This window comes from Psychrobacter sp. CX18 (assembly GCF_057396215.1).
This window is the reverse complement of the sequence record NZ_JBXYJH010000001.1, coordinates 241,639-261,100: the sequence shown is the minus strand read 5'-3', so window position 1 is coordinate 261,100 and position 19,462 is coordinate 241,639. Positions and strand designations below refer to the sequence as shown.

Here is a 19,462-nt window from a genome sequence, read left to right as displayed (position 1 = left end):
ATAAAGTCTTATTCTAAAATGCCCGACCATAATTGGTCGGGCATTTTGGTTGTTTAAGATAATTGTAACAAGGACAATTATAGTCGAAGAACTCTAAAAGAAGGTGAAATCAACCGAGCTCAAGGACTACAAATAGAGGCTTACCGAATTTAACACCATAGCGAGCTGTAGGTTCACCGACTATAGTTAACACAGATAAATCTATAAGAGATTTCACTCCTTCAACATTACTTACTCTGGTACTGGAAACAAGATGTCGTAAGCGATGTTATAAAAAAAGGCATATATTAGATAAAATGCCGCCATGCCAATGTCCATGATAAAGGCTTGCCATAGCGTAATATCTAAATACCAAGCAATGATTGGCATGAACAGCAGTAACAATCCGCCCTCAAAGAGTACAGCATGCAACACTCGTATCGCTACCGTCTTCTGGATGCTATTACGAAGCCTTAGCATCACCTTATCGAATAATACGTTATAGAAATAATTCCAGATTGTGGCGACTATTGAAGCAGCCACTGCAATCACACCCATAGTATGTATCTGATAGCCAAACACCCAGCTTGCCAGTGGGGCAAAAAGTATGAGCCCGATGATCTCAAAAGCGAGGGCATGACGAATTCGGTCTGCTTTACTTCGCATACAGCCCCTTCCCTAATTGCTTTCTTATCTACCCACTTAAATCTTTTTTATAATTTGTTTATTTGAATCTATGACATCGATAATTTTCAAAGCATAATTAAGCGTTAAATAGCACTCAAAACCACCCCATGCTTACTCGAACGCTGACAAGGTGGATGTTCATCAGTCCCTAAACACCTTTGTCCAACGAATGACAATGTACAACACCACCGGCCAAAAGCTGGTATTAATAATATCGTGAATACTGTCTCTTAAGTTATCGCCGGTAATGTGCGGGTAATTGACCCTTAAGTCCAAATACTCGCCTAATAATGCAAAAAGTATTGCCAGCAGTAATGCCATATTTAAGCGACTAATATGACGCTTAATGACGAATCGTGACAATAACAGAGTGAGTAGAAACACCCCAATACCCACGTAAATATGCAAGGCATCTCTTTCAAGACCCGTGATAGTCATGACGTGTAATTTAAACGTTTGAAAATCCAATGTGGTACTTTCCAATGTAGTTCTTTCCAATATGGTTCTGTTCGAAGCAGATAGGTGGTAATTTATCAGTCAATAGCTTACTGAATTTATGTCACGCATTTTTGTAGGATATGTACAGAAAATAATACATCAGGTGTATAAAAAGTGCGATGAAGGTGTGATGAAGTTGTGATGAAAATTATGTGAATTCAAGGAGTTAGTAACTGCGCAAATAACAATGTATGAAAACATTTATAAGCGGCTGGGGATTATTTATTAAACATCTGGCTCTACCTTTCAGATAGTGCAAACAAATAACTACCAGACGCTATACATGTTTATTCTGATTAAGCTCAAAGAATTACCCTTAAGATTCGGCCTGAATGAACAGCTTTATAATGAGAAGGCGAAAGCGATACTCGGGTACTAAGCAGTTATACTTAGCATAGCACTAGGTCTGATGAGCTAATCGATAATTTTACGATTCATGACAGCGTTGTGTTGAGACAGTCGTTCGAACTGCATTTTGAGCATTAGGGTGTTCGACTTTTTTTTTAAACGATTGCTATGATTTGGGATTTGGGCACAACTTAACCCTTTTGATAGAGGGTCGCCTTGAGATGCGGTTTAGCCCCGATTGCAGCGGTTATACTTGGCATTGCACTCAGGCAGAGGCGCTTGCTTTACCTCGGTCTCGCGAAGCAGGAACGAGGTAAAGCTTAGCGCATCACCGAGTGCTCGCCAAGATAATAGCGCAAAGCGGGAAGAGCTTAAAATTATCTCGCGCTTAGTTAAATAGCGACTTATTAAATAGCTGACTATTCAAAGGATCTAAACCTTGGCAATACAAAGACGATTAAAAAACAGGGGATATTGACGTAAATATCATAGGGGGACGGTTCAAACCCTGAAAAAAAAGTATCATACGTCAATAGTGCTAAAAATATAATACGAATGCTCACTGTCGCATATTGCTTGTGTTTGGGCCATACTGGAAAGGACGAAAATATAAAGATAATTTGTAATATTGCCAATGCAATATAAAATACATTACTTTCATAACCGCATCCCCTTAAAAACCTTAATCAAGGTGATGTCAATCATACCCTCCACTCAACGAAGTTTTTGAGCAACTGTAGGCCATCTTTATGGCTTTTTTCGGGATGGAACTGGGTCGCAAATAGATTGTCTTTGATGACGCTGGCACAAAATGGCTGACCATAATCACAGACAGCAGCGGTCACCGATTTATCTTCAGGATCACAGTAATAACTGTGCACAAAGTAGAAATGAGCATGTTCATCAATACCTTGCCACAGCGGATGTGATAAATCCATGCCCGATATGGTATTCCAGCCCATATGCGGGATTTTAATCGTTGCGCCCTGCTCATCTGTCCAGTCGGCATCGAACTTTTTGACTTGCCCTGAGATAATATCAAGACATTGGGTTCGTTCAAACTCTAAAGACTCAGTAAATAAGGCTTGCATACCGACGCAAATCGCCATAACAGGCTTGTTAAATACCGCCTCGCATACCGCCTTATCAATGCCCTCTTCACGCATCTGCGCCATACAGTCGCGCATCGCACCGACACCCGGAAAGACAATTTTGTCAGCGGCACGAATGATTTTGGCATCATTGGTGATGGATACCTCTGCGCCGACAGCTGCTAAGGCTTTACTGGCTGAGTGCAGGTTGCCCATGCCATAGTCGAGTAATGCAATTTTGGTCATATTACAAGGCTTCTTTGGTTGACGGTAATGTATTCAACGCTCGTTCATCGTACTCACAGGCCATGCGTAGTGCACGGGCAAACGCCTTAAAAGTACTTTCGATTTGATGATGACTATTGACCCCTTTTAAGTTGTCCAAATGCACCGTCATCCAAGCGTGATTGACAAAACCAAAGAAAAATTCACTGAATAAATCCACATCAAACTTACCGACATAAGCACGGGTAAAGGGGATATCCATATGTAGACCCGGACGACCTGAGATATCCACCACCGCACGAGATAACGACTCATCTAGAGGCGCATAAAAGTGTCCATAACGGCGAATGCCTTTTTTATCGCCTAACGCTTTGGCAAAAGCTTGACCCAACGTAATTCCCGTATCTTCGACGCTATGATGGTCGTCAATATCGACGTCGCCTTTACAGGTAATATCGAGATCAAATAATCCGTGACGCTTAATTTGGTCAAGCATATGATCTAAAAAGGGCACACCGGTATCAATGTTACCTTGGCCTGTACCATCTAGATTGACAGTCACGCTAATTTGGGTCTCAGCGGTATTGCGACTGACACTGGCGATACGTGCAGGACGCCCGGCAGGATTGGGATTAATAGCTGTAGTCATGGCAAGTTAGCTCACTAATAATTGGCTGTTTTATCGAATTTTATAATAATAAAGGGGCTGTTTTTAACAGCAATGTCATGATAATAGCAAACGTACTGAATTTAAGCCATATTCGCACACTACCGATGAGTAATGTTTGTTAAAATATTGCCATTCATTAAACTTATTGAAGCCTTATTCGCTATCTATTGAGCGGTAGTACAAATGCCTATAAATTAGACCTATAAATTAGGACCTTTAAACTGATACTGAAAAATTGATGCTTATAAACTAGGATCTATAAACTAAGACTTATAAAGAGAGATAAAAATGCCCTTAGAAGCCGTTGCGATTAATTCCTTTGACGCACCAATTATGCGAGAGGTGACTCACAATAACGAACTGCGGGAGCGTATTGCCAAACTATATGAGACTGACAACGCCAATAAGGGCGATTTAGCAGACAGCGAAGCAGTTATGGCACTATTTGAGCGTGCCTTTAAACGTGGCAACCTGATGTATGTGGGTATGTTTAATGACAAGCCTATCGCTGTGGTAGGCTGCTTTGATGATGGGCAAACAGACACCAAACGTTTGCAATATCTTGCCATCCATCCTCAAAATGTAGATCGTGGTATTGATGCTAAATTTATTAAACTGGTGTATGACGCTGAGGTCAAAAAAGGTGTACGTCAATTTATGCCCGTTGATAGTAACATTCATCGTATTATGAGTGATTACGAGCTTATTCGGGTAAAATTTTAACGTGCTGCTAAGTTAACAGGGTAGTCATAAGCCAAAGTTCGAGGATATGACTCAAAAAGGCCCATTGTTGGTCGGATACCGGTTGTTATCCCTTAATAAGGTTTAATTTGGCTTTTTTTGACTTATTTTAGGAAAAAAGGTTGACAGAACATCGAATATTTAGTTTAATAGCGACCTCATAAAGACGGCTCGATAGCTCAGTTGGTAGAGCAAAGGATTGAAAATCCTTGTGTCGGCAGTTCGATTCTGCCTCGAGCCACCATCTTTATTACGAATACTGCTTTACAGCATAATTAACCCTCAAACTACTTTAGTTTGGGGGTTTTTTTATGGTCGATTGTTTATTCAATTACTATTTGTCAAAAGTATCTGATAATAGTTTATTACCCGCTTTCTCTAGTTTTTTCATAGCAGGTGATTTACTCATACTCTCTCTTAACGTTTTTTCAAGAGTAGTTAATTGCTCTATTCTTAATTTCTGTGGCATACCTTGGTTAATTAATATTGAATTATGAAGTTCTAAATTAGCAACAATTGCATTATCTAATACGCTTCCATGATCTCTCTGATTACCATCTAGATTAGGGTTTTCATCTTTCCATTCTTTATGTGTTTTACGAAAAACGACCATGTTAATTAGATCTGCTTCGTCAGCATATATAAATCTATGATTACTTTGTTTAATATCTTGTAGTAAGTTTAGTTGAATTGCATCTGTTTGAATTCTATTATTTACTTTTGCTAATTCTCTTTTAACTTGCCATTCTATGGAATCTCGTTCCGATTCTTGCTCTTTTAAACGTTGACACTCTTTAATTAAATAGAGTTTGAACTCTGGACTTAGCCAAGCACCAAATTCAAACGCAATGTCCTTATGAGCGTAAGTACCACCATAACGTCCTGCTTTGGCTCTTATACCAATCACATTAGCCTGTTCAATAAGCTCTTTGACACTCACTTTAAAACTATTTAAACCTGATTTAGTTTTAATTGTGGCGAATTCGCCATAATTAAAATCAGGATTATTGATTTTCTCCCAAACCCCTATAAACTCTAGCGTATTGCGATTTCTCAACCAATCTGCAATAAAAAAATCACCATCTTTCGCCTTTAACATATCGGTTAGACTGATATAATCCTCGTCTTCAATTTTTGATACAGTGATAACGATATCATTAACAGTAATTTTTCTATTGTTCTTAGCCATTTCATATCCTATGTAGGTAAAATTAACTTTTAAGTGTTATTCGTATCATATCAATTATTAACTCATTAAAGTGAAGATTCAAAACGGCTCATATATCTATTTGTGTACTGATTACTGTAATAACGCCCACGTATTAGCAACTCATATGACCCCTTTCCAGTGAGGTTTTAAACGGTTGCTCAAAAAAAAGTTATTCATAAAGCCTACCGTTATTCAGCATACAACTTAAGCACCTGTTACAGAGACCATATTTATTGTAGAGCGATAACGCTTATACTAAGGACAACTTTTCCATTCTTATAACCACTATGCGTGAATTTGACTACAACTTGGACTATAAAAACTTAAACCTACGGGAGCATCCTGAGCTATATCGTGTTGGGCGCGGTGAGCAGGGTGTGCTATTAGTTGAGCCTTATAAGTCTGAGATTCTGCCACATTGGCGCTTTGCGACCCCTGATATTGCTCAACAAAGCAGTGACACTATCTACCAGATGTTTTTGGATTATTTAGATAATGGCGACTTTGTCGGTGCCGATATGGCGCGCAAGTTTTTGCAAATGGGCTATACTCGAGCACGTCGCTATGCCAATCATAAAGGGGGCAAGAAGTATAAAGGCCCAGTGCCTGATGATAAAAAAGGTCAAAGTGGCGCGCATGGTCGTGATAAGTTACCCCGAGACGAAGAAGATCCTATCAAAGCAGAGTCGGCGCGTATTTTTAAACAAAAATGGGATTTATGCCGAGAAAACAAAACGTATCTTGCCATGAAAAAAGCGCATCGTGACAAATATAAAGACGTCGAGTAATTTTCAAAAACTAATTTCAAAAACTAATTTCAAAAAAAGATACTGTCTATATAAAACCAAAGTACATAAAGCACTTGTATTGAAAAAACTGATTTATATAAAAAAACTACCTATAAATAATAAAACTTTGAGACCCTTATGACGCCTTTGAAAAAACAACTTCTGATCTTTGATTTTGATGGGACTTTAATAGACAGCGTGCCAGACTTGGCCGATGCCGTGAATAATATGCTGGCTACCTTGGGCAAACCGACCTACCCTATTGATACCATCCGTAACTGGGTCGGCAATGGCTCAAGGATGCTGGTAGAGCGTGCGCTGGTTGGCGATGTTAACGTCACTGAAGGGCAATTAAGCCAAAATGAGGCTGACCATGCGGAAACGGTATTCTTTGATGCCTACGCCAAATCCAGTGGCGCTAAGACGGTTGCCTATGATCAGGTTGACACGGGTTTGGAACAGCTTAAATCAGCAGGTTTTACACTGGCATTGGTGACCAACAAACCTATTCGCTTTGTGCCAAAGATTTTGCACTCGTTTGGTTGGCAGGATTTATTTGATGAGGTATTAGGCGGCGATAGTCTACCGACCAAAAAACCAGACCCCGCTCCCCTACTGCACGTTTGTGCGTCGCTAAATATTACTCCAGAGCAATCCGTTATGATTGGCGACTCAAAAAACGATATTTTGGCGGGACAAAATGCCAATATGGATACTTTAGGACTGTCTTACGGGTATAATTATGGCAAAGATATTCGTGACTTTCATCCAACTGCCGCTTTTGATGATTTTCAAAGCATGGTTGACTGGATAATCGCTCACTATTCATAATTTCTATATTTTTACAGTGCGCATATCCTCATATCAAACCAAGACTTTAGGCCAAATTATGACCCATAGACCTCCTGCTGACTTACTTCAAAAAGCCCAACAATGGCGTGAAGACATTACCTTTACTCAAGACGTACTTGGCACACCGATGCACTTCACCACCACTTGGGGCATCTTTTCACCAGAAAAGCTGGATGCGGGTAGCTTAATGCTACTGGATTACATAGACTTTCAGCTTGATGACGATTCGATAGATGTGGGCTGTGGTTATGGCGTACTCGGCATGGCTGCCGCGCGTGAATGTCCACAAGGTCAGCACACGTTGATCGATAAAGATTTTATGGCGGTAGAATATGCCAAACGCAATTGTGAGAAGAATGGGTTAACCAATGTCGATGTGCATCTGTCTAATGGCTTTAATCAAGTAGATCCCAATAAAGACTTTAGCCTGGTTATGACTAACTTGCCTGCTAAAGTGGGTAAGGAACAACATTATCTGTATTTATTGGATGCCTATAGCAAGCTGCGGACTGGCGGGCGTTTTTATGTCGTCACTATTAATGGCTTACGCCAGTTTATGAAACGGGCATGCACCGAAGTGTTTGGTAATGCTGATAAGGTCAAACAGGGTAAAACCTATACCGTCACTTTAGCAATTAAAGAGTAATAGTTTTTCTATAAAACAACCTTTCTGTTCAGGCTTGGTCAGGATCGGTCACGCTAAGTGAACCTACTATCTGTCGCGTTTGATTTTGACGTTTGGACTTGCCTTATTCGATAGGTTACTGTCTAAATTTGGTATCATTATCGGTCATAAATTAGAGTCAATAAGCAAATAATAAAGTCCCGCTCAATGAAGAACGGGACTTTTTTTTATTAATTCTTGTCGCTGGCAATTTTTCTAGCGACCTATCCTTGCCGTTTAATTAAGTAAAATCCAAGAGCTGCGCTGCCTATAATAGGAATTAAGACCATCAATAGGGGCGCTGCGCCGGTTGCCAATGAGACAAAGCTGGTTAAGTCTTGAATATAGCTAAATAACAAGCCGAATATCAGTGCCACGACAATGCGCAAACCAAGACTGTGCGTGCGCAGAGAACCAAATACAAAAGAGCACGCCACGATCACTAACGATAAGATGGCAAAGGGCGAAAGTAGCTTTTGCCAAAACGCAACTTCATGCTCAAGTGAGCGTGTGCCCTGTGACGCATTAAACCGCTTGTGTTCATACAGCTGAGTCAATGATAAATCTTCAGCACTGCGCGTCAACAAATATACTGAGCTTGGCGATATCGGCAAGTTAATAATGTCACTCGATTCGGTTTGTCTTGCAACCAATGGTTCATTATTCAATATCATACTATTTGACTGCTCTGGCTTTGAATCAATAATAGTAGCTTTATCAGCCAGATTTAGGGTCGTCACGTTTTGAAGCTGCCATTGATAGTTGGCCGATCTATTATCAGACTGCTCAATATTTATACTATCTGAGTTGGCCGAGTTTTCGGAACTAGGGTCTTGACTGCCATTCGCTTGAGGTAAGTAAGTACCGCCGGTTGCTTTTGAGACTGCGGTGAGGTTATTGTTCTTATCAAGATGCCAACGTTTCACCTCCCCAACATTACCATTTTCGTCAGCATAATCAATAAACACGATATTATGCTCTGGCGTATTGCCCTCGGCAGCAGAACCCGAACTAGAGTCAGAGCTTGGTACATCTTGCAGGGTCCAGTAGCCATTGACTGATGCCAATAATGGAGTGTCTGGCTTGCGAATTTGACTGGCCTTTAAGTTACTGGCAGGCAAAACGAACTGATTGATTGCCAGCGCCACTATGACAAATATAAAAGCTGGTTGTAACACCCAACCGACAATACGATAGATACTTAAACCAGACGCCCGCATAATAATAAGTTCAGAATTGTTAGCAAGTAATCCTAAACCAATAACAGCACCTAATAACGCCCCTGTCGGTGTGAACTGCTCAAAGAAATAAGGCGAACGATAAGCAATATATTTTAATGCGTCAAAATAGGTATAACTGTCAGAGATACTGTCTAACTCTCCAAGATAAGCAAATACTATCTGTAAGGCCCATAATCCTAAAACAGCAAACAGCATCGCAAACAATGCGTTTTTTTTGACATATCGTGACAGTATTTTGCCAGAGTTTACCTGTCTAAAGGCAGTGGAGTGGCCTGATTGTAACTTTCTCACGACCGACCTCCTTTATTCGGATGGCTATTACTTGAATGGCTGTTTTGCTGCTTTTGTATGGCACGCTGACCCAAACTAAACCGAACCCTGTGATGAATACGGCTTGCCCAGTTCAAATACAGTGCTAAGATCATGAAGCTTACTAACGTTATGGGATAGCTTAGAACCGACAGCGTACCACTGGTCACAGCGTTCTTTAATGAAATAATCACCAACGCACAACTGGTAAAAATTAAAATAGCAGGTAATAGTCTTATCCAGCGCCCTTGTCTAGGACGAACTTGTGCTAAGGGTACGGCTAGCATAGGCGCAATGATAATAAGCCAAGGCAGTGCCAAACGATAGCCAAGTTCAGCTTGAGCAGCAAGCATTTGCTGTTTATTTGGCTTAGATAAAGGCATATTATTAGCGTCACCCTGTGGATTGCTTGAGGGCGCCTCAATAATTGGGGGTAGAGAATGACCGGTAGCTGCGCGCCACAATACGGGCAAGGTTTGAGTTGCCACATTATCATCAGTAATCACATCTGCAGGGGGCTTATTAATACTAATGCGATAACGCTCGAAGCTTACTTGATTGTAGACTAGACTGTCAGCACCCACTTCATAGCGCCGACCTTGATATAAGTCTAGCTGAGTCCGATCCTCCTCCTCACCATCCATCACCTGTTCAGCGCGTTTTGCTAACACAATGACGTCACGTTCACTAGAGCTAGGCTTGCTCAAGGGACTAGGTGACGATGTTACGGCTTTAGAGTCATTCCCATCATTTTGAGCGGCAGTGACAGGATCCGTCAGTGCCGTGATCCGTTTGTCGTCGTCCAATGACGGTTTCTCGACTGAGGTTTGCTGCTCAGAGTAGGGTTGACCTTGTTGTAATACGTCTGAACCAATACTTTCACTGCCACTGCTCTCATTAACAATCCCATCATTAGAAGATGCAGTAGTATCTGAATTGCCTGATGCTGCACCATTCTCTGACTCAAGCTCACTTGTATTGTTAAGACTGCTATCACCCGTTTGAATCAAGATAACATTTTGAAGCTCAGTTCTGTCTTCATTCATGCTGCCCACATACAGATGATAGTCATCACTACTAATAAAAGACTGAGGCCGAATCAGATCAAACGCACTACTAAGCGATTGCTCTTGCCAAATACTTTCTGAGTGTCGCACGCCCCAAGGCTTACCATATAAAGACAGCCCTGCCTCGATAACAAACAGTAATAAAATCAGCGGTATCATAAGGCGTGCCAGCCTTCCTCTTGAGACACCACTGCCGTTCAGCACCGCCATTTCATGATCGACGTATAAGCGCCCAAAAACCAGCATTAAGCCAATAAAGAAAGATAAGGGCAATACCAGCTCTAAGAAATAGGGCAAATTATAGCCAATAATGGCAAATAACAGACCCACATCAAGACGACCTTCTGCAGCAATACCAAAATAGCGGATCAATCGTCCGCCTAACAATAATACCACCAAAAACCCCAATACTAATGCGGTCGTTGAAGCAACTTGACGGGTCATATATCGGCGTAAAATCACAGGCAAACTCAAATTATTGAAGGGTTGATGATGGAATAATTAATTGACATGATTCAATGTAAGGTAAATAAATTTAAGATATCTAAATTTAAGACATATAATATAGAGTGGTTTCGGCATATTAATCAGCACATTAAATAGCGATACTCACAAAGACTATACAGCAAAATGAGAAAGCTTAGCATTTAGAAATAACCAGTACCGCGACGTATTATAATCGTAAGCAGTAGCACGATGATAGTGTTATTAGGTGTAAGATATTAAGCAATATCCTAGCATGTTTTTAAAAACCTGTAATCAAAAGCGACGGCTATGATATTTTTTAGCATAAAATGAGACAATACTAGGTACTATTTATATAAGGTGCTATTGATTTGATGCGCTCGCCCTTACTTTCCTCAATAGGCCTCAATAGGTTAGTTTCTAAATTTGGTATTAATCAGTAATAGCGGATATTATATTGACCCTTTCAATATAAAATAGGCGTTTATAACCATTATGTATCATCTATAAACAATCAAAAAATTAGCTATCCTAGCTGTATAAAAAGCTGTATAAAAATATAGTCAAAAAATCATACACAACATTTAATTCACAAGTAACAAGTAAACATAGGAATAAATATGAGCTTAAGTATCTCTGTTAGCAAAACTCTACCCAAACTGGCAGCCACTAAATTGCTTAAAAAAACACCAACGACTGCCCTTCAGTCCCAGAGTCTAGCAGTATTGGTCGATAATAATAAAACTGTATTAGCCGGCGGCAACAAAGGTTTGGAGGCATACCAACAGCGTATCGAAGATTTAATGTCTGCCTCTGACTTCTCTGGCAAGCAAGGCGAAACCGTTGCAGATTACGCCTTAGCCCCCGCTGCTAAGAAGGCGCCTTTACCGTTGATATTAGTGGGTGTGGGACAGGTTGATAAATTAAGCGCTAGCAAAATTCAAAAAATTGCCAATGCCCTGTACAAAAACAGCCACAAGCGTGTGAGCGACTTGTCCGTTGTCATCCCCCAAGAACTATCTGAAAATCAAGTACATCAGTTGGTGTTAGAGCTGCAAAATGCCAGCTACCGCTTTGACAAATATAAATCAGAGCGTACAGAGTCTCGCCTTACCAACATCACCTTGGTTACAAACCAAGTCGATCAAGCGGCGGTCGATTATGCCACTGCAATACATAACGGTCAGTCATTGGCGCGCGATGTGGCGAATGAGCCTGGTAATGTTTGCTTCCCTGAATACATGTCCGATCAAGCAAGGGCTTTAGAAAAACAATATCCAGACCTTTTAAAAGTGACGGTATTGGGCGAAAACGAGATGGAAGAGCTTGGTATGAACTGCTTTTTAGCGGTATCCCGTGGTTCTGCGCGCGAAGGTCAATTGGTCATTCTTGAGTATCAAGGTAAAGACCAAGTTTCTACCACTTCTCGTAGCGGCGCAGGCTTAGCAGACAACCTTACTAATAACCTTGCCAACAACCTAGCTGCTAACTTAAAGGTTGTGACCGATAAATTGCCTAAAAAATCTAACAAAGCTAAAACAGCAAAATCTGCCCTAGAAAATACCTCAGATGCACCGATCGTATTAGTTGGTAAAGGCGTTACCTTTGATTCAGGCGGTATTTCTATTAAGCCGGGCGCTGCAATGGACGAAATGAAGTTTGATATGGGCGGCTCTGCTTCTGTATTAGGAACTATCAAGGCGTTATGTGAAGCCCGTTTGCCTATCAATGTCGTGGGCGCTTTAGCCTGCGCTGAAAATATGCCGTCAGGCGACGCCACTCGCCCTGGCGATATCGTCAAAGCTATGAATGGTAAGAGTGTCGAGATCCTAAATACAGATGCGGAAGGTCGTCTGGTATTGGCAGACACACTCTGCTATATCCAGCGCTATAACCCTCGTGCCATCATCGATGTGGCTACCTTGACTGGCGCCTGTGTTATTGCGTTAGGTCATGTACGCTCTGCGGTATTTAGTAACGATGAAGATGTATTATTTGAGCTTGAAAACGCCAGCGAACAGTCAGGCGATCTTATCTGGCATATGCCACTTGATGATGACTACCAAAGCCAGTTAGATTCGCCCGCCGCTGATATTCAAAACATAGGTGGTCGTGCCGCTGGTGCGATAACGGCTGCTTACTTCTTGTCACGCTTTGTCGAAGAGGGTCAAGCATGGGCTCATTTAGACGTTGCTGGTACAGCGTGGGTATCGGGTAAAGAAAAAGGTGCCACTGGTCGACCTGTTCCTTTATTTATGCAATACTTAAAAAACATGTCCAATCAATAAAACTGACGCTTTATGCAAATTAGCTTTTACGTCCTCGGTGAGCGTTATATGAGTTATGACGCCACCGCTGAAAACACCGCCCCCGCTGTGAATGCTGAGGCGGTGCTTAATTTTGTGTGTCGATTGACCGAAACCGTGCTCAAAAAAAGTGACAATAGCTTAGTGATTGTTGATGATAAATTAGATCGGTTGCAGCGACTTGACGCTCAGCTGTGGACCTTTAACTCGACCAGCTTTATTCCACATAACCTGATTTTGGATAAGTCTTTATTATCAGATAACTTAGTCTCAGAAGAGAGTTTAGTTTCAGAAGAGAGCTTAGATTTAGACGAGCGCGCAAATTCAGCGAATAGCTCTGATTTAGCAAAAAGCACAGATTCTGAGACCCTATTATCTGCCCCTGTGACGCTATTGCCTGTGCAACCCAAAGGGTTTGATGGTGTGGTGCTCAATCTTGCAAAAGACCCTCTCCCCTTATCAAATGATGGGGTACTTCCTGAACGCGTGCTTGAGATTATTACCCCAGACGAAATCAGTAAAGAGCAAGGACGTACTAAATATCGTGCCTATCGTGATCTCGGGTTTGAACTTGTCTATTTTCCTATAGATTAAACCTATCTGAATGTTCACATCCATTAAGCCTTATTATTTAACCTCTACACTAAATTCTATTATCGAGATTCTATTACCGAAATGCTATTCGTTAACCTCTCCTTGTTAACGCCTATCACGCACATCCAGATAACACACATCTAGTAAAAAATCTCTCAAACAAAGCGAGTGCAAACGCGACCAATAGTAGGTTTAATGAGCCTAACCGAGTCTAAAAAATAGACAAGTCACGTTATAGAAAAGGTTGAATATCTCTATCTCTATCCGTTACCTCGTTTTAAGACCCACTTTATTCTTAAAAACATCGTGTCAGTAAAGTTTCTACATGAAGTGGCAATAGTTATTGGTTGCAGTTGACGGTCAGTTTTGTATAATCACGGGATAATTTTTTTATGTAGACCAAATCTGGAAAAGATATCATATTTTTATATCATTGCTTCCAAAGTAAGGTAAGGGCTTTCTCTAAATTACTGGAGTTTTTACCCTGTTTTGTTTTAACTTATTTTTGTACTCAATTAACGTGATGCCTCTTTTGCAGTTTGAAATAACAACCAAATATCGGTTGGTCAACAGACTATCAATGAGATGACACCGCTGAGTATGACACGTGCATGGAGTGCTTATGAGAGCCATTATTGACATGTATCAACGTATCGGTTTGGTACCCCTAATTATCCTCGGACTAGTACTGGGCACTCTAATAGGATGGCTAGTACCTTCAGTGGGTATCGCCCTAGGTTTGTTAGGCACTTTATTTGTCGGTGCCCTTAAAGCAGTGGCTCCTATTTTAGTGTTTGTATTGGTAATGGCAGCGGTCAGTCAGCACCAAAGCGTAGAAAAAGTTCATGTTAAGCCGGTGCTTATTATGTACATTTTTGGTACTTTTTTGGCCGCTTTGACCGCTGTTTCTGCCAGTTACTTGTTCCCAACCTATTTAAAAAATCTAGATTCAATTCAGGCAGCGGCCGATCATACCCCGCCCTCCGGCCTTAAAGAAGTATTGACAACACAGCTAATGAACTTGGTTGCTAATCCAGTGAGTGCCATCGCTGACGCAAACTATATGGGGATATTGGCTTGGGCTCTTATTATTGGATTTGCGCTACGAAAAGCGTCACAATCTACTCGCACTATGGTGGCAGATTTGTCTGATGCTATCTCAAACGTGGTCCGGTTTGTCATTGCTTTTGCACCACTCGGTATATTAGGTTTAGTCGCTAATACGGTGGCAGAAACAGGTTTTGAGGCCTTACAAGACTATTTCCGTCTGCTTGGTATCTTAGTGGGCTGTATGTTGTTTATTGCATTGGTGGTTAACCCTATTATTGTCGCTTTTAATATCCGTAGAAACCCTTATCCTCTGGTATTCACCTGCCTGCGCGAATCAGGAATTACTGCTTTTTTCACCCGCTCATCGGCGGCAAATATTCCAGTGAATATGAACTTAGCCGCCAAACTTGGCCTGCATGAAGATACCTACTCTGTGACGCTACCTTTGGGGGCGACGATCAATATGGCAGGCGCTGCGATTACTATTAATGTATTGACCTTAGCCGCGGCGCATACCTTAGGGATAAACGTTGACTTTGGCTCAGCGTTATTACTTAGTGTCGTCGCCACAGTTAGTGCTTGCGGGGCATCTGGCGTGCCTGGGGGGTCACTGTTGCTGATTCCGCTAGCTTGTAGCTTATTTAATATCTCCAGTGATGTGGCAATGCAAGTCGTGGCTATTGGTCTCATTATCAGTGTCATCCAAGATTCGGCAGAAACGGCACTCAACTCATCAACAGACGTATTGTTTACTGCTGCCGCAGATCCTATTATGAAAAAAAAGCCTGTTTAACTGTTTAAGTCTTTATATTTAATTCGCTTTATATAATGCTCTACATCAAAAAACACCACATTCTAAGAATGCGGTGTTTTTTTAGTTCTTACTGCGAGTAAGCGTGTTAATAGAGAACCTAGTCTTTTTGAATATCTACTTCAATCGTCTGAATAGTCTGCATAATCGATTCTTGTTGACGCTTAAACTGACGCAATTGTTCTACCTCTTCTAATAGCTCTAAGATCAATCCAATAGCTGGGATACTGGCATCAAAGTCACGGCTTAAACGCGACGCTCGGCGCACTGTCGCCAGTTGATAGCCAGTAAACTGCTGTGTGTCAGGAATGTCATAGGTGATCACATTTTCTTCGATTAAATCAATGACCCAATCACGCTCTACACCACAAACCGTAATAAGCTCATCTAAGGTCAAGATTATATCGTTAAATTCATCAGAATGTTTCATGATATCTATCCTATTATTCTTATATTTTTATTGGCTGTTATTAAAAATAACTGAAATTTAACCTGAGTGTTAGTCTATCCATAGTTTTAGTCAATCCTTAGTCATGTAAGGAGCATATAAGGACTAGAAGCGAACCATTTCAAGACTTTCAACCATTAACGTTTAATATCAGCACTTGAAAAGCTTTCTTTTAAAGCAGTAAACGCTTCTCGCTGAGCTTCGGTCGTAACATCCGGATTAACGATATTTAAGGTTAGGTACAAGTCCCCGGGCTGCTTTGCAGGAATACCTCTGCCTTTAACTCGTAAATGACTGCCAGACTTACTATTTTTGGGTATCGTGACCCCTAAGGTGCCCGCTGGTGTATCCACATTTACCTTTTCGCCCAATGCCGCTTCCCAAGGGGTGATATTTACGGTTTGATAGACATCAGCGCCTTCTAGTCGAATATTGTCATCATGACTGATCAGCACTTTTAAGAATAAATCGCCATTTTTCCCACCACCCATGCTGGCAGCACCCTGACCACTTAAGCGAATTTGTTTGCCTTCGGTTATGCCTTTTGGGATTTTAATTTTTAATGTTTTTTGTTCATGGGTGACACTGCCATTCGACTGACGAACGGGCACATTCAATTTAATACTATAGTCATCACCGTTATACACCGAATCTAAAGTAACATTAATCTCAGCGTGCTGATCCTGACCTGGCGCAGGACCTGGATCTTTAAAAGCACCTCCAAAATGGTCATAGCCTGACTGACCTGATTGGCGATTTGTCTGACCACCGCCAAAAGCTGAGAAGATATCGTCAAAGCGGAAGCTACCACTACCAAAGGGCGCTCCTTCACCAAATTGATCTTTGACATCTTCCCATCTAAATCCGCCTTGACCGCCTGCACCACTGAAGCTAGAAGCGCCTTCAAAGCCGCCACCTCCTGTAAAGGGATTAGCAGTCATGGCATCATACTTCGCACGCTTTTCAGGATCTCGTAAGGTCTCGTAAGCATTGTTGATCTCCGCAATCTTTTCGTCAGCATTAGGGGCATCGCTGACATCAGGGTGATACTTACGCACAAGCTTTCGGTATGCCTTTTTGATATCTTTGTCTGTGGCGTCTTTACTGACACCTAAAGTATCGTAGAAACTCTTTTCTGCCATTATTATTATCCTTTTATGGGTCTAAATACTCATCTCATATCTTACTATATAAGGGCTATTACCCTGAATTTCACTACCTAAACGTTCCCTTTTCAATGTCATACTCTAAGCTTATCGTCATAGATTAAGCTAAAGTATGTTCTACAGTTTAAAAAAAAGAGCAAAACCTAGTATGCTCTTTTAATGTTAAAAAGTTTGATTTATAAAGGGTTTAATTTAAAAGAGATAACTCGCCTTAAGTCTCTAGGGGCTGTATAAAATAACCTACACTTGCTATAACTTTAATTTTCATAACCTTCAAGCTCTGTCATCGCCGTGATTAATGTCTCTTCTAATTCATTTTGCTGCTGCTGTAGCTGGGCCTGTGTTTCAAGCAGCGTTAACAACTCATCCTTACGAGCGTCCTCATACAAAGAGGTATCGGCAAGCCGTTGTTCAAGATCTGCTAAGTCAGTGGCCACTTTATCCAGCTTCTTTTCAGCTTGCTCAATACGCTTTCGGATGGGCGCGGTTAATTTGCGCTGCTCTGCTGCGAGCTTACGACGCTCTTCTTTGGTTAATTGCGAATCATCCTCCTTTGCTTTTGCTTCAGCCGCTTTCTTGGCTTCTTCGGCTTGCTTGGCAGCGCTTAGGGCAACAGCTTTGGCATCACGTGTCTCTTTTGCCGCCTCTTTGGCGTCGGACTTGCGCTGTTCTGATAGCCATTTGCCATAGTCTGACACATCGCCATCAAATTCCTGTAGCTTGCCATCATGTACCAGATATAGCTCATCACAAACGTTGGCAATGAGTTCGCGATCATGCGACACCAGTACCACTGCCCCAGCAAACCCTTGTAACGCCATGGTCAACGCCTGACGCATTTGCAAATCTAAGTGGTTCGTAGGCTCATCGAGTACCAACACATTTGGTTTTTGCCAGACAATGAGTGCCAGTGTCAGGCGTGCGCGCTCTCCCCCTGAAAATAGCTTACTAGGCGTATCGATACGATCGCCACGGAAGTCAAAGCTACCCAAAAATGAGCGCAGCTCTGCATCAGAGGTCTTGCCTGCCAAACGACGCATCATGATCATCGGAGTGGCCTCAGCATCTAAACTGTCCATCTGATGCTGATTGAAATAACCAATATGAAGCGTATCAGACACCTTATACGTACCCGTTAAAGGCGTCAGCTCACCAACTAAGCATTTAATTAATGTCGATTTACCAGCGCCATTCATACCCAACAGACCAATGCGGGTATCTGGTGTTACTTGTAGACTGACATTGGTCAATATTGGCGTATCCCCATAACCGATATCTGCTGATTTGAGCGAAATGAGCGGTGAGCTCATGTGACTGGGCTCATAAAACTGAAAGGTAAAGGGGTTGTCTGCCATCACAGGTGATAAGTCTGCCATCCGTTCAAGCTGTTTTAAGCGGCTTTGGGCTTGCTTCGCTTTTGAGGCCTTTGCACGAAAACGACGCACAAAGTCTTCTAAATGCGCTTTGGTGGTTTGCTGCTTTTCAAACGCTTGCTGTTGTTGAGCTAAGCGCTCGCTACGAGTACGCACAAACTGTGAATAGTTACCCGTATATAGGGTCATACTCTGGTTTTCGACGTGTAAGATATAACCAATAGTGGCATCTAAGAAGGTTTGATCATGCGAGATTAGCAGGACAGTGCCATCAAACTTCGCAATCCACTCTTCTAACCATAATATTGCATCCAAGTCTAAGTGGTTGGTAGGCTCATCAAGCAATAGTAAATCGGCACGGCTCATCAATGTCTTCGCCAGATTCAAGCGCATACGCCAACCACCCGAAAAGTCATTTACTGGAAGTTCGTGCTGATTGGCTTTAAAGCCGAGACCTGCCATAATTTGCGCTGCAGTAGTGGGCGTCCGATAGCCATCGATGTCATCAAATCGTTGATATAACTGAGCGATCTGATTATCGCTGAGCGTATCAGGATTCATCATCTTTTGGTTAATCTCATACCATTCTTTATCACCGCTTAAGACATAGTCGATGGCAGGCTGACTGGTCCCTTCGACTTCTTGTGCCATATGCGCCACATCCCATCCGCTAGGAATACTGACACTACCAGCATCGACCGTTAATTCATCTGTGCTACGTTCACCCATATGCGTTAATAACACACCAAATAAAGTTGATTTACCGGTACCATTGTTCCCGGTTAACCCCACTTTTTGTCCTGGATGTATCTGGAAGGTCGCATCTGAAAAGAGTACTCTACCATCACGGCGGACACTAACTTTGTTAAATTCAATCAT

At 41.7% G+C, this 19,462-nt stretch carries 17 protein-coding genes and 1 tRNA gene; 8 read left to right on the top strand and 10 right to left on the bottom strand.

What is annotated here, in order from left to right; all coding sequences use genetic code 11:
• Nucleotides 1-231: 231 nt before the first annotated feature.
• From AC2SLT_RS01070 to hisB, 4 genes are all read right to left on the bottom strand, one after another.
• On the bottom strand, nucleotides 232-645 hold the full coding sequence (locus tag AC2SLT_RS01070; RefSeq protein ID WP_486545454.1) for a PACE efflux transporter: 414 nt from the start codon (nucleotides 643-645) through the stop codon (nucleotides 232-234).
• Nucleotides 646-807: 162 nt separating this feature from the next.
• Nucleotides 808-1,149 carry a hypothetical protein gene (locus tag AC2SLT_RS01065; protein ID WP_486545453.1) on the bottom strand — a complete coding sequence of 114 codons (342 nt, stop codon included), beginning with the start codon at nucleotides 1,147-1,149 and terminating at the stop codon, nucleotides 808-810.
• 1,064 nt (nucleotides 1,150-2,213) lie between these two features.
• Nucleotides 2,214-2,849: an imidazole glycerol phosphate synthase subunit HisH gene (gene hisH / locus AC2SLT_RS01060; RefSeq protein ID WP_486545451.1), complete on the bottom strand. Its 636-nt coding sequence runs from the start codon at nucleotides 2,847-2,849 to the stop codon at nucleotides 2,214-2,216.
• 1 nt (nucleotide 2,850) lies between these two features.
• A complete protein-coding gene (gene hisB, locus AC2SLT_RS01055; protein WP_486545450.1) occupies nucleotides 2,851-3,477 on the bottom strand; it encodes an imidazoleglycerol-phosphate dehydratase HisB in 627 nt (208 codons plus the stop codon).
• Between the two features lie 309 nt (nucleotides 3,478-3,786).
• Here hisB and AC2SLT_RS01050 point away from each other — a divergent pair, with 309 nt between their 5' ends.
• Nucleotides 3,787-4,221 carry a hypothetical protein gene (locus AC2SLT_RS01050; RefSeq protein WP_486545449.1) on the top strand — a complete coding sequence of 145 codons (435 nt, stop codon included), beginning with the start codon at nucleotides 3,787-3,789 and terminating at the stop codon, nucleotides 4,219-4,221.
• 186 nt (nucleotides 4,222-4,407) lie between these two features.
• A tRNA-Phe gene (locus tag AC2SLT_RS01045) sits at nucleotides 4,408-4,483 on the top strand.
• Between the two features lie 90 nt (nucleotides 4,484-4,573).
• Here the strand turns inward: AC2SLT_RS01045 and AC2SLT_RS01040 are convergent.
• Entirely contained in the window at nucleotides 4,574-5,428 is an 855-nt protein-coding gene (locus AC2SLT_RS01040; protein WP_486545448.1) for a KilA-N domain-containing protein, read from the bottom strand.
• 308 nt (nucleotides 5,429-5,736) lie between these two features.
• Between AC2SLT_RS01040 and AC2SLT_RS01035 the strand changes: the two genes are divergently transcribed.
• The 3 genes from AC2SLT_RS01035 (at nucleotide 5,737) to AC2SLT_RS01025 (ending at nucleotide 7,735) form a co-directional block, all read left to right on the top strand.
• Complete coding sequence (locus AC2SLT_RS01035) at nucleotides 5,737-6,237, top strand: DUF4385 domain-containing protein (protein ID WP_486545446.1); 501 nt, start codon at nucleotides 5,737-5,739, stop codon at nucleotides 6,235-6,237.
• A gap of 138 nt (nucleotides 6,238-6,375) precedes the next feature.
• Nucleotides 6,376-7,068, top strand: coding sequence for a phosphoglycolate phosphatase (locus AC2SLT_RS01030; protein ID WP_486545445.1), 693 nt, complete (start codon nucleotides 6,376-6,378; stop codon nucleotides 7,066-7,068).
• A gap of 58 nt (nucleotides 7,069-7,126) precedes the next feature.
• Complete coding sequence (locus AC2SLT_RS01025) at nucleotides 7,127-7,735, top strand: class I SAM-dependent methyltransferase (RefSeq protein ID WP_486545444.1); 609 nt, start codon at nucleotides 7,127-7,129, stop codon at nucleotides 7,733-7,735.
• Nucleotides 7,736-7,977: 242 nt separating this feature from the next.
• Here the strand turns inward: AC2SLT_RS01025 and AC2SLT_RS01020 are convergent, their stop codons facing one another.
• Nucleotides 7,978-9,189, bottom strand: coding sequence for an LptF/LptG family permease (locus AC2SLT_RS01020; RefSeq protein ID WP_486545657.1), 1,212 nt, complete (start codon nucleotides 9,187-9,189; stop codon nucleotides 7,978-7,980).
• 92 nt (nucleotides 9,190-9,281) lie between these two features.
• Nucleotides 9,282-10,814, bottom strand: a complete 1,533-nt coding sequence (locus AC2SLT_RS01015) for an LptF/LptG family permease (RefSeq protein WP_486545442.1) — start codon at nucleotides 10,812-10,814, stop codon at nucleotides 9,282-9,284.
• A 641-nt stretch (nucleotides 10,815-11,455) separates the two neighbouring features.
• Here AC2SLT_RS01015 and AC2SLT_RS01010 point away from each other — a divergent pair.
• The 3 genes from AC2SLT_RS01010 (at nucleotide 11,456) to sstT (ending at nucleotide 15,578) form a co-directional block, all read left to right on the top strand.
• A complete protein-coding gene (locus tag AC2SLT_RS01010; protein ID WP_486545441.1) occupies nucleotides 11,456-13,123 on the top strand; it encodes a leucyl aminopeptidase in 1,668 nt (555 codons plus the stop codon).
• Nucleotides 13,124-13,135: 12 nt separating this feature from the next.
• Complete coding sequence (locus AC2SLT_RS01005) at nucleotides 13,136-13,735, top strand: DNA polymerase III subunit chi (protein WP_486545440.1); 600 nt, start codon at nucleotides 13,136-13,138, stop codon at nucleotides 13,733-13,735.
• Nucleotides 13,736-14,357: 622 nt separating this feature from the next.
• The gene (gene sstT, locus AC2SLT_RS01000; RefSeq protein ID WP_486545438.1) at nucleotides 14,358-15,578 is read left to right on the top strand and encodes a serine/threonine transporter SstT; all 1,221 of its coding nucleotides are present in this window, start codon (nucleotides 14,358-14,360) and stop codon (nucleotides 15,576-15,578) included.
• Between the two features lie 118 nt (nucleotides 15,579-15,696).
• Here sstT and AC2SLT_RS00995 read toward each other — a convergent pair whose 3' ends face one another.
• The 3 genes from AC2SLT_RS00995 to AC2SLT_RS00985 form a co-directional block, all read right to left on the bottom strand.
• Nucleotides 15,697-16,026, bottom strand: a complete 330-nt coding sequence (locus AC2SLT_RS00995; RefSeq protein WP_486545436.1) for a chaperone modulator CbpM — start codon at nucleotides 16,024-16,026, stop codon at nucleotides 15,697-15,699.
• Between the two features lie 155 nt (nucleotides 16,027-16,181).
• Nucleotides 16,182-17,186 carry a DnaJ C-terminal domain-containing protein gene (locus AC2SLT_RS00990; RefSeq protein WP_486545435.1) on the bottom strand — a complete coding sequence of 335 codons (1,005 nt, stop codon included), beginning with the start codon at nucleotides 17,184-17,186 and terminating at the stop codon, nucleotides 16,182-16,184.
• Nucleotides 17,187-17,467: 281 nt separating this feature from the next.
• Nucleotides 17,468-19,462, bottom strand: a complete 1,995-nt coding sequence (locus tag AC2SLT_RS00985; RefSeq protein ID WP_486545433.1) for an ABC-F family ATP-binding cassette domain-containing protein — start codon at nucleotides 19,460-19,462, stop codon at nucleotides 17,468-17,470.

Bases quoted from the DNA above. Each gene is read 5' to 3' on its own strand.
- AC2SLT_RS01070 (WP_486545454.1), bottom strand. From the start codon at position 645: ATGCGAAGTAAAGCAGACCGAATTCGTCATGCCCTCGCTTTTGAGATC.
- hisH (WP_486545451.1), bottom strand. From the start codon at position 2,849: ATGACCAAAATTGCATTACTCGACTATGGCATGGGCAACCTGCACTCA.
- hisB (WP_486545450.1), bottom strand. From the start codon at position 3,477: ATGACTACAGCTATTAATCCCAATCCTGCCGGGCGTCCTGCACGTATC.
- AC2SLT_RS01050 (WP_486545449.1), top strand. From the start codon at position 3,787: ATGCCCTTAGAAGCCGTTGCGATTAATTCCTTTGACGCACCAATTATG.
- AC2SLT_RS01040 (WP_486545448.1), bottom strand. From the start codon at position 5,428: ATGGCTAAGAACAATAGAAAAATTACTGTTAATGATATCGTTATCACT.
- AC2SLT_RS01035 (WP_486545446.1), top strand. From the start codon at position 5,737: ATGCGTGAATTTGACTACAACTTGGACTATAAAAACTTAAACCTACGG.
- AC2SLT_RS01030 (WP_486545445.1), top strand. From the start codon at position 6,376: ATGACGCCTTTGAAAAAACAACTTCTGATCTTTGATTTTGATGGGACT.
- AC2SLT_RS01025 (WP_486545444.1), top strand. From the start codon at position 7,127: ATGACCCATAGACCTCCTGCTGACTTACTTCAAAAAGCCCAACAATGG.
- AC2SLT_RS01020 (WP_486545657.1), bottom strand. From the start codon at position 9,189: ATGCTGTTTGCTGTTTTAGGATTATGGGCCTTACAGATAGTATTTGCT.
- AC2SLT_RS01015 (WP_486545442.1), bottom strand. From the start codon at position 10,814: ATGACCCGTCAAGTTGCTTCAACGACCGCATTAGTATTGGGGTTTTTG.
- AC2SLT_RS01010 (WP_486545441.1), top strand. From the start codon at position 11,456: ATGAGCTTAAGTATCTCTGTTAGCAAAACTCTACCCAAACTGGCAGCC.
- AC2SLT_RS01005 (WP_486545440.1), top strand. From the start codon at position 13,136: ATGCAAATTAGCTTTTACGTCCTCGGTGAGCGTTATATGAGTTATGAC.
- sstT (WP_486545438.1), top strand. From the start codon at position 14,358: ATGAGAGCCATTATTGACATGTATCAACGTATCGGTTTGGTACCCCTA.
- AC2SLT_RS00995 (WP_486545436.1), bottom strand. From the start codon at position 16,026: ATGAAACATTCTGATGAATTTAACGATATAATCTTGACCTTAGATGAG.
- AC2SLT_RS00990 (WP_486545435.1), bottom strand. From the start codon at position 17,186: ATGGCAGAAAAGAGTTTCTACGATACTTTAGGTGTCAGTAAAGACGCC.
- AC2SLT_RS00985 (WP_486545433.1), bottom strand. From the start codon at position 19,462: ATGATTGAATTTAACAAAGTTAGTGTCCGCCGTGATGGTAGAGTACTC.